The sequence below is a fragment of the Agrobacterium sp. DSM 25558 genome (genome assembly GCF_900100825.1).
Lineage (GTDB): Bacteria > Pseudomonadota > Alphaproteobacteria > Rhizobiales > Rhizobiaceae > Agrobacterium.
Genome location: NZ_FMUD01000001.1, coordinates 414,364 through 431,157, shown reverse-complemented (window position 1 = coordinate 431,157; position 16,794 = coordinate 414,364). Strand labels below are relative to the sequence as shown.

General features: G+C 55.9%; 20 protein-coding genes. 12 read left to right on the top strand and 8 right to left on the bottom strand.

Features of this window, described 5'->3' with window-relative positions; genetic code table 11:
• Window positions 1–10: 10 nt before the first annotated feature.
• Entirely contained in the window at window positions 11–364 is a 354-nt protein-coding gene (locus DSM25558_RS02190) for a hypothetical protein (RefSeq protein WP_077101283.1), read from the bottom strand.
• Between the two features lie 666 nt (window positions 365–1,030).
• On the opposite strand from DSM25558_RS02190, the gene DSM25558_RS02180 reads away from it, so the two are divergent.
• Entirely contained in the window at window positions 1,031–2,434 is a 1,404-nt protein-coding gene (locus DSM25558_RS02180; RefSeq protein WP_077101281.1) for an L-serine ammonia-lyase, read from the top strand.
• A 55-nt stretch (window positions 2,435–2,489) separates the two neighbouring features.
• Complete coding sequence (locus tag DSM25558_RS02175) at window positions 2,490–2,924, top strand: DUF1489 family protein (protein WP_077101502.1); 435 nt, start codon at window positions 2,490–2,492, stop codon at window positions 2,922–2,924.
• A gap of 115 nt (window positions 2,925–3,039) precedes the next feature.
• On the opposite strand, the gene DSM25558_RS02170 is transcribed toward DSM25558_RS02175, so the two are convergent.
• The 3 genes from DSM25558_RS02170 to DSM25558_RS02160 all read right to left on the bottom strand — a co-directional run bounded on the left by DSM25558_RS02170 (window position 3,040) and on the right by DSM25558_RS02160 (window position 5,478).
• A complete protein-coding gene (locus tag DSM25558_RS02170) occupies window positions 3,040–3,651 on the bottom strand; it encodes a transglutaminase-like cysteine peptidase (protein WP_077101279.1) in 612 nt (203 codons plus the stop codon).
• A gap of 564 nt (window positions 3,652–4,215) precedes the next feature.
• The gene (locus tag DSM25558_RS02165) at window positions 4,216–4,827 is read right to left on the bottom strand and encodes a PilZ domain-containing protein (RefSeq protein WP_077101277.1); all 612 of its coding nucleotides are present in this window, start codon (window positions 4,825–4,827) and stop codon (window positions 4,216–4,218) included.
• A 93-nt stretch (window positions 4,828–4,920) separates the two neighbouring features.
• A complete protein-coding gene (locus DSM25558_RS02160; RefSeq protein WP_077101275.1) occupies window positions 4,921–5,478 on the bottom strand; it encodes a PAS domain-containing protein in 558 nt (185 codons plus the stop codon).
• Window positions 5,479–5,705: 227 nt separating this feature from the next.
• Here DSM25558_RS02160 and DSM25558_RS02155 point away from each other — a divergent pair, with 227 nt between their 5' ends.
• Both DSM25558_RS02155 and DSM25558_RS02150 read left to right on the top strand, forming a co-directional pair.
• On the top strand, window positions 5,706–6,455 hold the full coding sequence (locus tag DSM25558_RS02155) for a rhomboid family intramembrane serine protease (RefSeq protein WP_077101273.1): 750 nt from the start codon (window positions 5,706–5,708) through the stop codon (window positions 6,453–6,455).
• 157 nt (window positions 6,456–6,612) lie between these two features.
• Window positions 6,613–7,047: a CBS domain-containing protein gene (locus DSM25558_RS02150; protein WP_077101271.1), complete on the top strand. Its 435-nt coding sequence runs from the start codon at window positions 6,613–6,615 to the stop codon at window positions 7,045–7,047.
• Window positions 7,048–7,059: 12 nt separating this feature from the next.
• Here DSM25558_RS02150 and DSM25558_RS02145 read toward each other — a convergent pair whose 3' ends face one another.
• The 3 genes from DSM25558_RS02145 to folE form a co-directional block, all read right to left on the bottom strand.
• The gene (locus DSM25558_RS02145; RefSeq protein ID WP_077101269.1) at window positions 7,060–8,013 is read right to left on the bottom strand and encodes a patatin-like phospholipase family protein; all 954 of its coding nucleotides are present in this window, start codon (window positions 8,011–8,013) and stop codon (window positions 7,060–7,062) included.
• A gap of 89 nt (window positions 8,014–8,102) precedes the next feature.
• Window positions 8,103–8,576 (bottom strand): phosphoribosyl-AMP cyclohydrolase, encoded by a 474-nt coding sequence (gene hisI / locus DSM25558_RS02140; RefSeq protein WP_077101267.1) that lies wholly within the window; start codon window positions 8,574–8,576, stop codon window positions 8,103–8,105.
• A gap of 124 nt (window positions 8,577–8,700) precedes the next feature.
• Window positions 8,701–9,327 (bottom strand): GTP cyclohydrolase I FolE, encoded by a 627-nt coding sequence (folE, locus tag DSM25558_RS02135; protein ID WP_077101265.1) that lies wholly within the window; start codon window positions 9,325–9,327, stop codon window positions 8,701–8,703.
• 261 nt (window positions 9,328–9,588) lie between these two features.
• Between folE and DSM25558_RS02130 the strand changes: the two genes are divergently transcribed.
• From DSM25558_RS02130 to DSM25558_RS27670, 5 genes are all read left to right on the top strand, one after another.
• Window positions 9,589–10,029: an iron-sulfur cluster assembly scaffold protein gene (locus DSM25558_RS02130; RefSeq protein ID WP_077101500.1), complete on the top strand. Its 441-nt coding sequence runs from the start codon at window positions 9,589–9,591 to the stop codon at window positions 10,027–10,029.
• 3 nt (window positions 10,030–10,032) lie between these two features.
• Window positions 10,033–10,392 carry a membrane protein insertion efficiency factor YidD gene (yidD, locus tag DSM25558_RS02125; protein ID WP_077101263.1) on the top strand — a complete coding sequence of 120 codons (360 nt, stop codon included), beginning with the start codon at window positions 10,033–10,035 and terminating at the stop codon, window positions 10,390–10,392.
• Between the two features lie 115 nt (window positions 10,393–10,507).
• Window positions 10,508–12,520: a threonine--tRNA ligase gene (gene thrS / locus DSM25558_RS02120; RefSeq protein WP_077101261.1), complete on the top strand. Its 2,013-nt coding sequence runs from the start codon at window positions 10,508–10,510 to the stop codon at window positions 12,518–12,520.
• Between the two features lie 127 nt (window positions 12,521–12,647).
• Window positions 12,648–12,908: a CopG family ribbon-helix-helix protein gene (locus DSM25558_RS02115; RefSeq protein WP_077101259.1), complete on the top strand. Its 261-nt coding sequence runs from the start codon at window positions 12,648–12,650 to the stop codon at window positions 12,906–12,908.
• Window positions 12,908–13,087 (top strand): type II toxin-antitoxin system RelE/ParE family toxin, encoded by a 180-nt coding sequence (locus tag DSM25558_RS27670; protein WP_083716269.1) that lies wholly within the window; start codon window positions 12,908–12,910, stop codon window positions 13,085–13,087. The genes DSM25558_RS02115 and DSM25558_RS27670 overlap by 1 nt, the downstream gene beginning before the upstream one ends.
• 144 nt (window positions 13,088–13,231) lie before the next feature.
• Here the strand turns inward: DSM25558_RS27670 and DSM25558_RS02105 are convergent, their stop codons facing one another.
• Window positions 13,232–14,212, bottom strand: coding sequence for a hypothetical protein (locus DSM25558_RS02105; protein ID WP_077101498.1), 981 nt, complete (start codon window positions 14,210–14,212; stop codon window positions 13,232–13,234).
• Between the two features lie 109 nt (window positions 14,213–14,321).
• Between DSM25558_RS02105 and DSM25558_RS02100 the strand changes: the two genes are divergently transcribed.
• The 3 genes from DSM25558_RS02100 (at window position 14,322) to DSM25558_RS02090 (ending at window position 16,793) form a co-directional block, all read left to right on the top strand.
• Window positions 14,322–14,903, top strand: coding sequence for a nitroreductase family protein (locus DSM25558_RS02100; RefSeq protein WP_077101257.1), 582 nt, complete (start codon window positions 14,322–14,324; stop codon window positions 14,901–14,903).
• Window positions 14,903–15,511, top strand: a complete 609-nt coding sequence (locus DSM25558_RS02095; protein WP_077101255.1) for a flavin reductase family protein — start codon at window positions 14,903–14,905, stop codon at window positions 15,509–15,511. Before DSM25558_RS02100 ends, DSM25558_RS02095 begins: the two co-directional genes overlap by 1 nt.
• A gap of 130 nt (window positions 15,512–15,641) precedes the next feature.
• A complete protein-coding gene (locus DSM25558_RS02090; protein WP_077101253.1) occupies window positions 15,642–16,793 on the top strand; it encodes a DUF2336 domain-containing protein in 1,152 nt (383 codons plus the stop codon).
• Window position 16,794 lies beyond the last annotated feature (1 nt).

Below are 16,794 nucleotides of genomic sequence, written 5' to 3'. Positions count from 1 at the left end.
GGCCGAACCCCTATAGCGGTGATTTGGGATAGGCTTTTTCCAGTCCGCCTGACTTCGTCAATCCGGTGCGAAACGCGGCAAAGGCAGCATGCTGGCTGCTTTTCGAAACCTCATGAAGACGTATCTGTATGCGGGCAGGGGCATTGTTGCCGAACCACTCGCCACATTTTTCAAGCTTCAACGCGTTCAGAAACCGCGCCTGCGATTGCTGATCCAGAAACAGATGCAGGCCTTCCAGAAGGTTTGCGTCCTGCAGCGCATTTTCCAACAGCAACCTCAACCAGGCCTGATCATCCTCCGTCATGGTGGTGATTTTCGATGCGACGGTGTCGCGGTCTGGAAAGGTCGAAGCCGTGGCCTGCATGATGTGTCACCGTTTCTGGAGTTGACGTTCTCTCGATATGCAAGATGCCCGATAATCCACATGTAAAATGCGTTCAATATGGTCGGGGCGCAATCTGTGCAAAACCTCGTTCAAGGGCGGATTTATACACATCTCGACGCCTCATGATGAACGAATTCAGACTGTGTTTACACTTTGGTCCAAATTGAGACGGGTACGGAGCGCGCCCTGTTTCGAAATGAACATCTAAGCCCTTGTTTTTTATTGTACCTATGCAGTGAGTGAATGGCAGCTTGGCAAATACGCCTTGCTTTAGCCGTTTTTTGCATTTGCCTTTGTCACAAGTTTTTAATAAATGGTTCACCCACTGGCCGACGCATGAACGGCCCGAGAGTAACACGCTGGAGTAATCATGGACGAAACCGCACAGAAATCCTGCTGGGCCGTAACATTTCGCGCACTTGCAGGTTTTGCCGCTTTTCTCGCATTGACCTACGTTTTTGGTAGCCCGTAAAAATCTCTCTTAAATTTTCAGATATCGCAGCACGGTTTCTCCCAGAAACCGTGCTGTTTTCGTTTGCGGCACCCGTATGTCGCGCTCAGTGCATTTCATGCCCATTTTGATATGACACGTTACGATGGTTCAGATAGACTGACCCAATACGTCTATACATAGGGCAGGCAGATATGTTTCTTTCGGTTTTCGATGTGTTCAAAATCGGTATTGGACCCTCCAGTTCACATACGATGGGACCGATGTCGGCTGCGAACCGCTTTCTCGAAACCATCCTGTCGGACGACTGGCCACGGCCATCCGGTGCTGTCGTCTCTTCCATCAAGGTCAGTCTGCACGGCTCTCTTGCCTTTACCGGCATCGGTCACGGCTCTGGACGTGCTGTGGTGCTGGGTTTGAACGGGGAGCGTCCCGATCTGGTTGACCCGGATGCAATGGACCGCATCGTTGCCGATGTTGAAACAACCGGCCTGGTTTCGCCGGCGGGTCATCCTTCCTATGTTTTTCGTCCCGCTGAAGATCTGATCTTCGACAAGAAGAACCCGCTGCCGGGCCACGCCAACGGCATGACGTTTTCCGCTTACGACAAACAGGGCCGGATGCTGCTCAAACGCATCTATTATTCTGTCGGTGGTGGTTTCGTGGTGACGGATACCGAGCTCGAAGCGATGCGTCAGCGCGGCAAGACCGTCGATAATGGACCCAAGGTTCCCTATCCCTTTGCCAGTGCCAAGCAGATGCTTGAGATGGCGGAGCGTTCTGGTCGCACCATCGCGCAGATGAAGCGCGCCAATGAAGAGACTGTCATCACTCGTCAGGAACTGGACGAGCGGCTGGACCAGATTTGGGAAGCAATGAATGGCTGCATCGAGCGCGGTCTGAAAGGCGAGGGCATCATGCCCGGTGGTCTCAAGGTCAAACGCCGTGCACGCTCTATCCATGACAAACTCAATGCCGAATGGCGCAGCAACCGGCTCAATCCTTTGCTGGCAAATGACTGGCTGAGCGTCTACGCCATGGCGGTGAATGAAGAGAATGCCTCCGGTGGTCGCGTGGTAACAGCCCCAACCAATGGCGCGGCAGGCGTGGTGCCTGCGACTGTTCGGTACTTCCGCCATTTTCATGATGATGCGACGGTGGATGACATCAGGGACTTTCTGCTGACGGCGGCGGCCATCGGCGGAATCATCAAGCACAATGCCTCGATCTCCGGTGCAGAAGTCGGCTGTCAGGGCGAGGTGGGGTCTGCTGCGGCGATGGCGGCTGCTGGACTTGCTGCGGTCATGGGCGGCTCGCCTGCCCAGATCGAGAATGCGGCTGAAATCGCGCTAGAGCACCATCTCGGCATGACTTGTGATCCTATCGCCGGGCTGGTTCAGGTTCCCTGTATCGAGCGCAATGCTCTCGGCGCGGTCAAGGCTGTCACAGCCGCATCGCTGGCGCTGAAGGGGGATGGCGAGCATTTCGTGCCGCTGGATGCCTGCATCGAAACCATGCGCCAGACCGGGAATGACATGAGCGAGAAATACAAGGAAACCTCCACCGGTGGCCTTGCCGTTAATGTGGTGGAATGCTGAACATCACAACTTATCAATGCTTGACGCACGAGCCGAAACGGCCTTGATAGGCCGCATGTCTCTAAATCTTATCAAGCTTTGTGTTGGCGCTGATTCCATCGAGGATTTGCGCGAGTGGGTTTCCCAACGCGCCCTCACGGCGATTTCAGCGGGGCTGGAACCGCACAGCGTCCACACCACACGCATGTTTCCCAAACGCGCAGAAGAGCTCTTGGATGGCGGCTCGCTCTATTGGGTCATCAAGGGCCAGGTTCAGGCGCGCCAGACACTTCTGGATGTCCGCTCGTTCAAAGGGGAAGACGGTATTAGCCGCTGCGACCTAGTGCTTGGGCCGGAGGTCATCGAGACCTCGCCTGCACCCAAGCGGCCGTTTCAGGGTTGGCGCTACCTGAAGCCTGAGGAAGCCCCGCGTGATTTGGGCGGGGCAGGCATGTCCGACGATCTGCCGTCCGATCTGCGGCGCGAACTGGCTGAACTCGGCCTGTTATAGACAAAAAAAGAGCCGGTCCGGGGCAACGGAACCGGCTCTGGCACGGTCTGGTCCAACGGGGTGACTGGACCGGCCATAAGCATGCGTCGAGCGTGGGCTAACCGCCCAGCCTCACTTATCCCTTGATGCCGGCGACAGCGTTCACAGCGCGGCCATCCTGAATTTTGACCCAGCGGCCGGGGTTGGTGCTGTCCTGGCGCTTGAGGTAGGTGTATTCCGTCTCGGACCAGTCCATGACCTTGTTGCGCAGGTTGTCGAGAATAAAGTCGCCGCGGTCGGTGCGAACTGTCAGAACTGCGTGGCCGGAGCCATTTGGCTGAAGAACGACCGTGATCAGCAGGTCAGACGGGGAGATGCCCTTGTTCATCAGCATCTTGCGCTTCAGCAGAACGTAATCTTCGCAATCGCCTACCGTCGTCGGGTAAGCCCAGCGTTCTTCAACGCCGTAAATTTCCATATCTGTCATTGGCGTGATCGTGGTGTTGACCGTGTAATTCACGTCCAGGATCATCTTCCAGTTTTCTTCCGTCAGTCTCAGCGGGCCTCTGTCGGCAGATGTCGGCTGGCACTCGCTCTGATATGTCTGGCAGAATTCATAATGACCAATCGGCGGGTTGGCCTTGCCCATGATGCGCATTGCTGCGGCTGGCGATGCTTCTGCTTGTCCCGCAAATGCACCTGCGATCAATGTTGCGATCAAAAATCCGAAACGGCTAATTTTTTTCATTTCTTGTCTCCCCGTTGTAAGGAGAAGAATGCCAGCGATATTTTGACCGCCCGCAAATAACGGCGCTCAAATTCGATGTTAAATTTAGGAAAAACAGCGTTTTATTTGAATTAGTTTTGATCTGTATTTGAAGAAAATTTGATTAGAATTTTATCGTTTCGATTAGAAATTTCAGTGAAAAATTCCTATTAAGTCATTGTAAAACTGTAATTTATGGAGCGCTCTGGTTAATGGCGCTGTGCTAATTTAAGGGGTGGTGGCACGTTTAAACTATTCTTTGACTATACTTCAGCGACCGCATATGTGATTCCCATGCGTCGAAATCAATCATTGGGTGTATATTTCTACCTCTGATTGTCTTATTTGTGTCATTTCGAGGCTGTTTTTCTGCTTTTTCTCGAAAATATTTTCATTTTCCCACAATGGCGCAGCTTGTTTGCGCGGTTTCGCGTGCTGTCTCAGGAAGGGACTGTGCGTGAACCTCGGTCTGAGGCCAGTTAAAGGCACAAAAAAACCGGCTCACGCTAGGCGCTGCCGGTTATGTCGAGCAAAAATTTTGGAGTGTCAGAGAAACTCGATCAGCGCATCGCGTGACTGCACGGAATCGAATTCGATCGCCACGCCTTCCATGAAATGGCGAACGATGCGGCCAGCCATGTTGCCAAGCCGCACATTTGTGCCAAGCGCCGGACGAACATCGATCTCGACAGCTGCGCCTGATAGCGAAAGGTCGATGATGCGGCATTGGGCGATATTGCCATCGCTGAGCAGAAGATCGGCAATTGGGTTGCGCGGTGTCAGGCGGTCATGACGGCGGTCTTCCGGCAGACCAAGAGCCTGACGCTTGGCGACCCATGCCAGTTGCGCCGCTAGTTTTTCGCGCTTGCGTTCGGTCGCCATGATGGCAATGGTGAAGCCATCCGCCGTCAGTGCTTTGACGATGCCCTCGATGCGACCAATGTGCTGAAGATAGGCAATGATGCGATCGCCGTTTCTGGGGCGAACGAAGCATGTGATGCGCGCGGTCTCAGCCGTCATCTCATTGGCGGTGCAATCATACTCTTCCTGCGAAGGAACCATCAACCGACCTGACAAACCAACCGACACAACCTCGACAGGGTTCGGTTCCGCAGTGCGTGCGGTAAAGGCGACAGTGGTTGATCGAGATGAGAACATGAGCGGCACAATGAAGAGGGATGATCACTCTCCTTTATATGTGTCGAGTTAACAGACCGTTCCGCAATAACCTGCGAATATTCGCATGCATTCTCATAAAAAGACGGATCTGTTGATAGCGCTATCAAATGCCGCAGGTTCAACGAATGTATAGGAGGCTGGTGCCTCCAGCAGTCGACTTCGTGTCAGCTCCAGAGGTTTGAACGGCTGGCCGAAATCTGCCAGTGGTGGGTCGGAGACAAGAGCGCCTAGCAAACGCGACGGGAAGTGCGCTTCGGCCTCCAGCGGCAGAAGCAGCATTTCGAATTCCTGGGCGGTATGGCCGCTGGCGCTTTCGGCCCAAAGATCGAAAATAACCGGCCTCTCATGTTGAAACACGCCATTGGCGATGCGGCATGCTTCATAAGCGGCCTCCGGCTGCCACATCATGGAAAACGGCGTGTCGCGCAATTCACGACAGAAGAGATTATAGAGGCGCGTGCCCGTTAAACGAAACACGGGAGCGTCATCACCCAGGTCGGTCAGAACGAACAGGTCGGGCAGCACATGGCGAATTTGCGAGGGATCGATCTCGCCACGCAGCGGTGCAGGGCGATTGCCCCGAATTTCGTTCCAATAGGAGTAAATCTCCAGGCTTTCATTCGTCTTCATGACATAGTCTCCGTCCCGCAGGGCACCTGTTCCAATTCGAAACAGATGCCGCGTTCATTTGCGGTGCTGAAGATGTCCTTGCGATTTTCATGCCACGCGCTCGGTCATCACAATCCCTCGCAGCCTTTATTGGTTGCAGCCGTGACGTATCGTCGGCGCTTCTTTTTCCCGCAGCGTTACTATATTGCTCGAGAACATACGGACGCGACGGGAAGGAAGATCTGCCAATGACGGACAACGAGGGTGAGACACCACAGGCGAATGATGCAGCGCCGCCGGAGGTCCGTCAGAAAACACCGGTTTTCAATCTGCCTGGCGCTCTCGTGGCCGTCATCGGCCTATTGATCGCGGTACATGTCGTTTCAACTTATGTGTTGTCCGACGATGGTTATGGCTGGTTCATCTTTACCTTCGGCTTTATTCCTCTGCGCTACGCCACGCCCTTGTCGCAACAGGGAATGGAGTGGCTCTGGACCCCGATCACATATTCGTTTTTACACGGTGGCATAGAGCACATCCTTTTCAACGGGCTGTGGCTGATGGCGTTTGGCGCTCCGGTTCTGCGCCGAATAGGCACATTGCGTTTCACTTTGCTCTGGTGTGTCTCTGCCGCTGTTGCCGCCTTCGGACATACATTCCTCCACTGGGGGGACGCCACGGTGCTGATCGGCGCATCCGGTGTGGTGTCGGCGCTGATGGGCGCGGCGTGCCGCTTCGTGTTTCCCGCGCATGGTGGCGGGTACCACCCGTCCATCGGGCACCTGTTGCCGAGGCAAGGCATTCTTCAATCGCTCTCCAATCGCACGGTCCTCATCTTCACTCTGATGTGGCTGTTCGGCAATCTGCTCATTGCTTTCGGCATTCCGCTTATGGGGGATGTCGGCGGCGAGGTTGCCTGGGACGCCCATATTTTCGGGTTCTTGCTCGGTTTCCTCTTCTTCGGCCTGTTTGATCGCAAGATCATCCCGCGTGCCTAAGCATTTGCGGCTGTTCTCAATCGATTGAAGCTTTTTAGCCCACGGAAATTTATTGCTTTCCATAGGCTCGTGGCGCACCATCGGCATGTAAGTGAACCGCCTGCGCCGTGGAGGAGACATTGCGCGTGGTTCAAAGATCAGCCGGACAGGAGGAAACATGGCGATATTTGTGAAAGAACTTCTCGACCTCAAAGGCCGTGATGTCGTTACGGTCAGGCCGGATTTGTCGTTGGGCGACGCCGCGATTACCCTGCATGAACACCGCATCGGTGCTGTCGTCGTTACCGATGACGCCGGTGCCATTCTCGGCATCTTCACAGAACGTGACATGGTCAAGGCCATCGCAGCCAATGCCTCGGCTGCTCTGCAGACCAAGGTTTCCGACGCCATGACGAAGAACGTCACGCGCTGTCATGAGGGATCAAGCACCGATGACCTGATGGAACTGATGACAGGAGGTCGTTTCCGACATCTGCCGGTAGAGGCAGACGGTCGTCTGGTTGGCATTATCTCCATCGGTGACGTCGTTAAGGCGCGCATCAGCGAAGTCGAGGCGGAAGCCGAACACATCAAGGCTTATATCGCTGGATAGGGTTCTAGGCTATCAGGTTTGAAACACCTGCTGCATACGTTGCAGCTCCGGTATTCGGGAGCGCGTTTCTTCGTATCCGCGCTCTATCGATTCGGCAGCTCGGTGAAACTCTGAAAGACCAATGTGGTTGATGCGCGGATGCAACGTCAGATCCGGCGGGTCGCCCGCCAGCTTGGCGCGTGAAATTCTGTCTTGAATAATATTGAAAGCCTGCACCATAACGCCCGGCAAGCCGATGCGCGATGATGGCTCGGCTGGCGTCTTCACGGTGGTTTCCTGGCTGCACGCACCAGCGCTGTGTTTGACGACGGCGGAGCGACCGAAAATATCGTAGTTGAGGTTCACCGCCACCACCAGCGCCTGCTCGTAGGCACGGCAGACGGAAACCGGAACAGGGTTGACCAGCGCACCGTCGATCAACGTCCGACCATTGCAGCGCACCGGCTCGAAAATGCCGGGCAGTGCGTAGGACGCGCGAAGGGCCGTGATCAGATCGCCCTGATGCACCCACACCTCATGACCGGTTTTAAGCTCTGTCGCGACTGCGATGAAGGGATGTTCGAGGTCTTCGATATTGAGGCCCACGAGGTGTTCCTGCATGCGCTTGGTCAACCGCATCCCACCAAACAATCCGCCGCCGCCAATCGTGAGGTCCAGTAGACCCGCGATGCGGCGCATCGTCAGAGAACGCGCGAATTCCTCGAGTTCGTCCAGCTTGCCTGCGAGATAACAGCCACCCACCAGCGCACCGATGGATGTGCCCGCGATCATGCCGATTTTGACGCCAGCCTCATCCAGCGCCCGCAGAACTCCAATATGCGCCCATCCGCGTGCCGCGCCGCCACCGAGTGCCAGCGCAATGCGGTTTGCAGGAATTCGAGGTGTCTGGGCAGGAGTTTGCTGCTCGATCTTTTCCAAACTCGCCGTTGCCGCCGAATTTTCGCGATTTAGTCCCCAACCCAACATCTATTCCCACTCCCAAGCAGATGCACGAGGTGCCAGTATACCGCGCAAATCCTATGATTTCGTAGCGAAACGAGACAGGACAAAAAAGATCAGTCTTTTGTGAGGAGATTTTCGGGCGAACCATAGGTTTTTGCTGGGTCGAAATGCCTGACATCATCCGTAATCGTGGTTACGGCCTTGCCGTTTTCCAGCGTGACCGTGCGATAAAAGCACGAGCGTCGGCCCGTGTGGCAGGTCGCATCGTGGCCAGCCACGGAGACTTTCAGCCAAACGGCGTCCTGGTCGCAGTCCGTGCGGATTTCCTGCACTGTCTGGAGATTGCCGGACGTTTCGCCCTTCTTCCAAATCTTATTGCGAGAGCGGCTGTAGTAATGTGCGATGCCGGTTTCGAGCGTCAAGGACAGCGCTTGCGCATTCATATGCGCCACCATCAGCAATTCACCGCCCTTTACATCCGTGACAACGGCGGCGACGAGGCCATGTGCATCGAACTTGGGCGAGAACGAACCCGCCGATTCGAGTGTTTCCTTATCCGCAGGGGCGGGGGGAAATGTTGACGACATGGAACCTCCATTGCAGCAATGTCCGAAAGTTCGAATAGCTTCGGACATTCAGACGCATGAGTAAACTTGGAGCACTGGAAGCGAGGCGGTTTTCCGCCGTCGCTTTATAAGGTTGGTGCTGGGATCAGCGGCTGTAGACCATGGTCATGAACCGGGCCTGCTGTGCGGCTTCGGCTTTGAATGTACCGGTGAAGCTGGTCGTCAGCGTTGTCGAGCCCTGCTTGCGCACGCCGCGCATGGACATGCACATATGTTCGGCGTCGATCAGCACGGCCACGCCGCGTGGCTTCAGCGTGGTTTCGATCGCGTTCGCAATCTGCGCCGTCATTGTTTCCTGCGTCTGCAAGCGACGACCGTAGATTTCAACGACGCGGGCGATCTTGGAAAGTCCCAACACGCGGCCCGCCGGCAGATAGGCGACATGCGCCTTGCCGACAATCGGAACCATGTGGTGTTCGCAATGCGAATGGAACGGGATGTCGCGTACCAGAATGATGTCGTCGTAACCGCCGACTTCTTCGAATGTCGTTCCCAGCACGTCACTTGCGTCGAGATCATAACCGCTGAACAGTTCACGGTATGATTTCGCCACGCGCTTTGGCGTGTCGAGCAGCCCTTCGCGGTTGGGATCATCTCCCGCCCAGCGTAGCAAAACGCGCACGGCATCTTCGGCTTCCGCCTGCGTAGGGCGCAGGTCTGCTGCACCGTTGGGTGTGCCTGCACCGGGGAAATTCTTCACGATTGCATCCATCTCTTGGGTCTCCCGATGCGGTTGAAACGCCGCACCTGAACTTGGTTACGGCATGACTTGTAAAGATGCCGCGCCTGCTATCTGGTTGTTTTCAGGCAATTTGGCAAGTCTGTCATCGCTTTTTCGATGTGCGACGATTAAAATCGCTGCACCTTGATGACGCTGGTGTCTCATAACATATAATGATGACGGCACGCAGAAAAGCCTTACCACTGAAGACGCAGTGTTTGAAAAATCAATCCTGCGCAAATGGACGATCACATGGATGACATTTACAACAACCGCATTCTGGAGTTCGCAGGCAACATTCCGCTGACGGGAGATATGCCGGATGCGGATGCCAGCGCGCAGAAACATTCGAAGCTCTGCGGCTCGAAGGTAAAGGTTTACATCAAGCTGCGCGACGGAGTGGTAACGGATTTTTCGCATGAGGTACGCGCCTGCGCTTTGGGCCAAGCCTCCTCATCCATCATGGCCCATCACGTCGTCGGCGCGACCAGCAATGAAGTGCGCAAGGCACGGGCCGATATGCTGGCAATGTTGACGACTGATGGCGATGGTCCGAATGGTCGCTTTGAAGACATGCGTGTTCTTAAGCCCGTCAAGGACTATAAGGCTCGCCACGCTTCCACTATGCTGACCTTCGACGCGATCTGCGACTGTCTCGACCAGATCGAGGCAGATCAGCGCGTTCCGGCCTGAGCCGTGTGCAACGAGCCGAACTGCCAACACACAAGAGTACGTTCCCGCAACTGGTCAGGACCGTTTCGCAAGACACCGGGTCGTCTGCTGGGCATGGGCTTCATTCGCTTTTACCAACTCGTCTTTTCCGGTTTCGTCGGCAATTCCTGCCGTCATATCCCGACTTGTTCCGAATATGGCTATGAGGCCTTTGCCCGGCATGGCTTTTGGGCCGGTGGCTGGTTGACCCTGTTCCGCGTCGCCCGTTGCGGGCCGGGTGGTACCAGCGGGCTTGATCCTGTGGCGGAGAGGTTGGCATCGCGGCAGAAGTGGTACACGCCGTGGCGGTATTTTCACGCGTCGAAGTCGCGCGAAGCAAACTGACTTTACCCATCGGTAGAACGCGGTTAAAAAGCCGCGTCGAATAAGTAAGCATTTACTTATCACTGCACATGAAAACCACCCGCATTCGTTGGCGGGACTGGACAGGAGAATTATAATGTCTGACGCCGTTTCCCTCACATTTCCCGATGGCTCCGTACGCCAGTATGCTCCCGGCACGACCGGGCGCGATGTTGCCGAATCCATTTCCAAGTCGCTTGCAAAGAAGGCCGTCGCGATTGCGCTGGATGGCACTGTGCGCGACCTTTCCGACACCATCATCGATGGCAAGATCGAAATCGTCACCCGCGATGACAAGCGTGCGCTTGAACTGATCCGCCATGATGCAGCCCACGTGATGGCCGAAGCGGTTCAGGAACTGTGGCCCGGCACGCAGGTGACGATCGGCCCCGTCATCGAAAACGGCTTCTATTACGACTTCGCCAAGAACGAGCCCTTCACACCGGAAGATCTGCCGAAGATCGAAAAGAAGATGAAGGAGATCATCGGTCGGTCCAAGCCGTTTACGCGCGAAATCTGGTCGCGTGAAAAGGCCAAGGAAGTTTTTGCTGCCAAGGGCGAGAACTACAAGATCGAACTGATCGATGCGATTCCCGAAGGGCAGGACCTGAAGATCTACTATCAGGGCGACTGGTTCGACCTTTGCCGTGGCCCGCATATGGCGAACACTGGACAAATCGGCACGGCCTTCAAGCTGATGAAGGTTGCCGGTGCCTATTGGCGCGGCGATAGCAACAACCCGATGCTGACACGCATCTACGGCACCGCATGGGCGACACAGGAAGAGCTGGATCAGTATCTCCACATTCTTGCCGAAGCCGAAAAGCGCGATCACCGTCGTTTGGGCCGCGAAATGGACCTGTTCCATTTTCAGGAAGAAGGTCCGGGCGTGGTTTTCTGGCACGGCAAGGGCTGGCGCATGTTCCAGACTTTGACGGCCTATATGCGCCGCAACCTTGAAGGCACCTATCAGGAAGTCAACGCGCCGCAGGTGCTGGACGCTTCGCTGTGGGAAACATCAGGTCACTGGGGCTGGTACCAGGAAAACATGTTCGCCGTAAAATCGGCCTATGCCTTCACCCATCCGAAGGATGAGGAAGCGGATAACCGCGTCTTCGCGCTGAAGCCGATGAACTGCCCCGGCCACGTTCAAATCTTCAAACATGGGTTGAAGTCTTACCGAGAACTGCCTGTTCGACTTGCGGAATTTGGTAACGTCCATCGCTATGAGGCATCCGGCGCTTTGCACGGCCTTATGCGCGTTCGCGGCTTCACGCAGGATGACGCGCACGTCTTCTGCACGGAAGAGCAGATGGCGGCGGAATGCCTGCGCATCAACGATCTCATCCTGTCGGTGTACAAGGACTTCGGCTTCGAGGAAATCGTGGTCAAGCTCTCCACGCGTCCTGAAAAGCGCGTCGGCTCCGACGAAGTCTGGGATCGCGCTGAAAGCGTCATGACCGATGTTCTGAAATCCATCGAAGAAAAGTCCGAAGGCCGCATCAAGACCGACATTCTGCCGGGCGAGGGCGCGTTCTACGGTCCGAAGTTCGAATACACGCTAAAGGACGCCATCGGTCGCGAATGGCAGTGCGGCACCACGCAGGTCGACTTCAACCTGCCGGAACGCTTCGGTGCCTTCTATATCGATCAGGCCTCCGAAAAGCGCCAGCCAGTCATGATCCACCGCGCCATTTGCGGCTCGATGGAACGCTTCCTCGGCATTCTCATCGAGAACTTCGCCGGTCACATGCCGCTTTGGTTCGCGCCTCAGCAGGTCGTCGTCGCCACGATTACCTCTGATGCTGACGATTACGGTCGTGAAGTCGCCGAAGCTCTGCGCGATGCGGGCCTATCGGTCGAAACCGATTTCCGCAACGAGAAGATCAACTACAAGGTCCGCGAACACTCGGTCACCAAGGTCCCGGTCATCATCGTCTGCGGTAAAAAGGAAGCCGAAGAACGCACCGTCAACATCCGCCGCTTGGGCTCGCAGGCTCAGACATCATATGCGCTGGATGAAGCGATTGCGAACTTGGTGGATGAAGCAACACCACCTGACGTGAAGCGCAAGCGTGCGGCGAAGGTTGCCAAGGCGAAAGCTGCGTAACGTCTACCTAAGGTCTCGAAATCGGTATGCTAATCAGTCACCCTCGGAACCCAGTTCCGGGGGTATTTTTTTATGGTCCATAAGATTGATTTGTATTACAATGAAATACAGATTTCAGGAGGATTGAATGACAAAGCAAGCTCTTTCCAATCCCATCACCCTGCGCATTCCGCAGGAAGTTTTGGCGGAAATTGAAGCCATAGCTGAAACAACCGAGCGGTCTCGCAGTTGGATCATCGTGCGAGCGCTCAAAACGTATCTGCTGAACGAAGGTGCCGACATTCTCGCTGTCAGGCAGGGGCGGCAAGAAATCGATGATGGCAATCATGAGAACGTCGATGATGTCATCGCTGATTTAAAAAGAGTTTCGTCCGAAAAGGCTGCCTGATGCGCGTCATTATTTCGCGTTCTGCAGCGACATATCTGCGAAACGAAGTTCAGTATCTAAAAAGCAGAAGTCCCGCTGCTGCAACGCGTTTTACGAACGCCTTTATGGATGCGCGGAGCAATCTGGAAACCTTTCCAGGCATGGGCAAGGAAAGCGAAGAGCTTCCCGTTCCCGGATAAAAGACGTGGGTGTTCGGTGACTACCTGATGGACTATACGCGAAAAGCCGATGTCATTGAGATTGTTGCAATAAAGCACGGCAGGATGCGGCCTCTGACTCCCACACAGGAGCCGGACGAAGATTTCGAATAGATGTGACTAGCGTCACTCAAAATCGCCAGTCGTCTCTTCCGGGGCTTGGTCCTTCATCAGCACTTCCACGTCCGAGTCGCTACCGGCGGCCACTTTGAACGTGCGCTGGTAGACCTTGTCCTTGTTGCGGGCGATGGCGGTGTATTCGCCGTCGGCAAGGACCATGGTGGAGAAGGCGCTGACGCTTTCGTTGACGATGTCGCCGGAGCCGGTCAGCACCGACCAAGCCGTATCGGCAATGGCTTCGCCGCCGTGTTCGGATACGAGTTTCAGCGTGACCTGTGCGGCGTGGTGCTGGAGCGTCGCTTCCGTCAGTTTGCCCGCTTCCACCTGAATATCAGCGCGCACGACGGCATTGATGCCGCCGTATTCGGATACGACGTGGTAGGTGCCGGCATTTAGTCGGATGACGGTGTTGGGCTTGACGTCCGACATCACCAGACGGCGCTCACCATCTTCCTGCGTGTCGGAAGAATAGACCGAAAATTTGAGCTGGTTGGGCGAAATCCGCTTGTCGGTCCCGGCCACCGCATTCAAGACGAAGCCGCCTGCGTCGAGGATCAGGACCTGCTTTTCGATCTTGCCGCTGGTGGGAATGTTGAGCTTTTTCGTTACGCCTGCGCGACCGAAGGATACATTGACGAAATAGTCGCCGGGAGACAGGTGGAACTCGGCTGAGCCGCCATCGGAGCTTGCCAGCATCGGCAGTTTTCCATCAGGGCCAGGCATCGGGCTGAACACGCGCCAGGCAAGTCCCTCCATCATCGGCTGGCCGTCATTGGTCAACTTTGCTTCCATCACGATATCGCGTGACGTGGTTTTCTCGGTATCAGGTGCGGAAGGTGCGGTAAACGCATTCAGCTTCGGCATCTTCGGCGTACCGCCCAGTTGTTTGAAATCCTTGAACGCGTCCTGCGAAAACGCGACACCATGCGCAAGCACGGCCGAAACGAGCGCCATGGAAAGGCCTGCCGCAATTTTGATGGATGTCATTTTACTCAACCGGATTGACTTCTTGTTTTTCTGGCACCACTTCAAGCCCAACGCGGTGGCGATTTCAAGGCCCATAATTTCATATGTACGAGAATGGATCGGTTCTGAGATGAAAGATAATATTACGCTCCTCGACTACCTGAAGGTTCGCCGTTCCACCCCGGCGTTGCAACTGGCAGAACCGGGGCCGGACCGGGCCGAACTAGAAGATATCCTGCGCCTCACAGTCCGTGTACCCGACCATGGAAAGCTCGCACCGTGGCGCTTCATCGTTTATCGCGGTGAGGAGCGCGAGCGGTTGGGCGAGGCGGCGTTGAAGCTCTCACTCCAAAAGACGCCGGATATTGGCGCAGACCAGCAGGAGGTCGAGCGCACCCGCTTTACCCGCGCACCCGTGGTCGTTGCCGTCGTCAGCACAGCGGCACCTCACGCCAAAATTCCCGAGTGGGAACAGATCATGTCGGCGGGCGCTGTCTGCCTCAACATGCTGATGGCTGCCAATGCCTACGGATATGCCGCCAACTGGTTGTCCGAGTGGGTTTCCTTTGATGAAGACATCTGGCCGGAACTGGGTGTGAAGTCTGGCGAAAAAATCGCTGGCTTTATTCACATTGGTTCCACGACCTTCCCGCCGATAGAGCGGCCGCGACCTGAACTTGCAGACGTCGTAACGTGGGTCGGTGAGGCTTGATGTTTTACACCACCGACACCAATCGTCATCGTCTGTCTCACGACCCGTTCAAGGCCATTGTTTCACCGCGGCCGATTGGCTGGATCGGGTCGAAAGGCCGTGACGGCTCGCTCAATCTCGCGCCCTATTCGTTCTTCAACGCCGTTTCAGACACGCCGAAACTGATCATGTTTTCGTCCAGCGGCCATAAGCACAGTGTGCGCAATGTCGAGGAAAGCGGCGTCTTCACCGCAAATCTGGTCAGCCGCAACCTAGTAGAGCAGATGAACTCGTCGTCCGCTCCCGTCGAGTATGGCGTGAATGAATTCGAGATTGCTGGCTTGACGGCCAAGCAAGGCAAGCTTGTGGATGCGCCCTATGTCGCTGAAGCCTTCGCGGCTCTGGAATGCCGGGTGACACAGATTATTCGACCGATTGATGTCAACGGTACCGAGTCCGAGTCCTGGGTGGTTTTCGGGCAGGTCGTTGGTATTCATATCAATGAGTCGGTGATCGAAAATGGTCGCATCGACATGAGTCGCGCACGGCCCGTCGCCCGCATGGGTTACAGGGACTATTGCGACGGCGGTGCGGACGTCTTCCAGCTTGCCCGGCCGGGCACGCGCTGACGACGCCCATCTTCAACCGGTTAATTTATATGGTGAACCAAACGTAAACCTTTTGCTCCTAGTGTCGGCTGTGGATGGCAGGGATGGATTCGTTTCGAATCTATCCTGCTGAAGCAGTCGGCATTGTCTGTTGGTGGGGCGCAGGGTGATCGTAAAAGCATTTTTTCGTTGGTCTGAAAAAGCTGGGTCGACCGACAGGTCGAAGGCAGCCACCACGCTTGCCAAAGCCTATCTGCAATCCTCTTTGCCTCTGGATCGATATGACAGCGCGCATGACGCGATGACGTATCTGCTGGATGATCCTTCACCCAAGGTGCGGCTCGCTCTGGCGGAAGCGCTTGCTTATTCAGACGAAGCGCCAAGGCACATCATTTTCTCTCTGGCTCAAGATCAGCCGGAAATCGCCTGTCTCGTCATCATCCATTCGCCGGTACTGCGGGACACGGATCTGGTCGACCTCGTGGGCAACGGCACTCCCATCACGCGGGCGATGATTGCTGCGCGTCCCTATCTGGAAGCTGGCGCTTGCGCTGCCCTTTCCGAGATCGGCGAGCTTCTTGAACTTTCCGTTCTCCTGGAAAACCGCAGCGCCTGCATAACGCCTTTCACGTTGCGGCGTATCGCCGAACGTCATGCACAGGAAGCCGAGATTCGCGACCTGCTGCTGCGGCGCGATGACCTTCCAGCCGATGTTCGCTACGCACTCGTCGGGCATATCGGCGCGGCCTTGGCAGCGTCCGATCTGGTTTGTTACGCCATGACTCCGCACCGTGCACTTGGCGTCATTCGTGACGCATCCGAAACCGCAACGGTGCTGATTGCCGGGGACGCGACGGGCGAAGCCACGCCCATGCTGGTCGAACATTTGCGTGCCGGCGGTGGGCTGACGCCAGCTTTTCTGATGAACACGCTTTGCTCGGGTAAGCTGGATTTCTTTGCGCAGGCCATCTCCAACCTGTCGGGACTGGAGGAGCGACAAGTCCGCTCCATTCTCGCCACAGGCCGGCACCACGCGCTGAAAGCTCTCTATCACTCAACCGGTCTGTTCGGCGCGGTGCTCGACATCTTCATGGAGGCGACGCTGCTGTGGCGCAACGCATCCGATGCGCCTTACGCCAATCCCGTCGCAGACCTGTCGTCGGGACTGCTGGCCAAGTTTGCGCATGTGGATGGTGACGCCACGATGCGTGAGCTTCTGCATATGGTCGAGAAATTGCAGATTACTCAGGAACGGCAGCGTGCGCGTTCTCTGGCAATCGATCTGGTTGCGGAAGCAGCGTAAA

Excerpts from the sequence above, each read along its gene's own strand:
- DSM25558_RS02190 (WP_077101283.1), bottom strand. The coding sequence starts at position 364 with ATGCAGGCCACGGCTTCGACCTTTCCAGACCGCGACACCGTCGCATCG.
- DSM25558_RS02180 (WP_077101281.1), top strand. The coding sequence starts at position 1,031 with ATGTTTCTTTCGGTTTTCGATGTGTTCAAAATCGGTATTGGACCCTCC.
- DSM25558_RS02175 (WP_077101502.1), top strand. The coding sequence starts at position 2,490 with ATGTCTCTAAATCTTATCAAGCTTTGTGTTGGCGCTGATTCCATCGAG.
- DSM25558_RS02170 (WP_077101279.1), bottom strand. The coding sequence starts at position 3,651 with ATGAAAAAAATTAGCCGTTTCGGATTTTTGATCGCAACATTGATCGCA.
- DSM25558_RS02165 (WP_077101277.1), bottom strand. The coding sequence starts at position 4,827 with ATGTTCTCATCTCGATCAACCACTGTCGCCTTTACCGCACGCACTGCG.
- DSM25558_RS02160 (WP_077101275.1), bottom strand. The coding sequence starts at position 5,478 with ATGAAGACGAATGAAAGCCTGGAGATTTACTCCTATTGGAACGAAATT.
- DSM25558_RS02155 (WP_077101273.1), top strand. The coding sequence starts at position 5,706 with ATGACGGACAACGAGGGTGAGACACCACAGGCGAATGATGCAGCGCCG.
- DSM25558_RS02150 (WP_077101271.1), top strand. The coding sequence starts at position 6,613 with ATGGCGATATTTGTGAAAGAACTTCTCGACCTCAAAGGCCGTGATGTC.
- DSM25558_RS02145 (WP_077101269.1), bottom strand. The coding sequence starts at position 8,013 with ATGTTGGGTTGGGGACTAAATCGCGAAAATTCGGCGGCAACGGCGAGT.
- hisI (WP_077101267.1), bottom strand. The coding sequence starts at position 8,576 with ATGTCGTCAACATTTCCCCCCGCCCCTGCGGATAAGGAAACACTCGAA.
- folE (WP_077101265.1), bottom strand. The coding sequence starts at position 9,327 with ATGGATGCAATCGTGAAGAATTTCCCCGGTGCAGGCACACCCAACGGT.
- DSM25558_RS02130 (WP_077101500.1), top strand. The coding sequence starts at position 9,589 with ATGGATGACATTTACAACAACCGCATTCTGGAGTTCGCAGGCAACATT.
- thrS (WP_077101261.1), top strand. The coding sequence starts at position 10,508 with ATGTCTGACGCCGTTTCCCTCACATTTCCCGATGGCTCCGTACGCCAG.
- DSM25558_RS02115 (WP_077101259.1), top strand. The coding sequence starts at position 12,648 with ATGACAAAGCAAGCTCTTTCCAATCCCATCACCCTGCGCATTCCGCAG.
- DSM25558_RS27670 (WP_083716269.1), top strand. The coding sequence starts at position 12,908 with ATGCGCGTCATTATTTCGCGTTCTGCAGCGACATATCTGCGAAACGAA.
- DSM25558_RS02105 (WP_077101498.1), bottom strand. The coding sequence starts at position 14,212 with ATGACATCCATCAAAATTGCGGCAGGCCTTTCCATGGCGCTCGTTTCG.
- DSM25558_RS02100 (WP_077101257.1), top strand. The coding sequence starts at position 14,322 with ATGAAAGATAATATTACGCTCCTCGACTACCTGAAGGTTCGCCGTTCC.
- DSM25558_RS02095 (WP_077101255.1), top strand. The coding sequence starts at position 14,903 with ATGTTTTACACCACCGACACCAATCGTCATCGTCTGTCTCACGACCCG.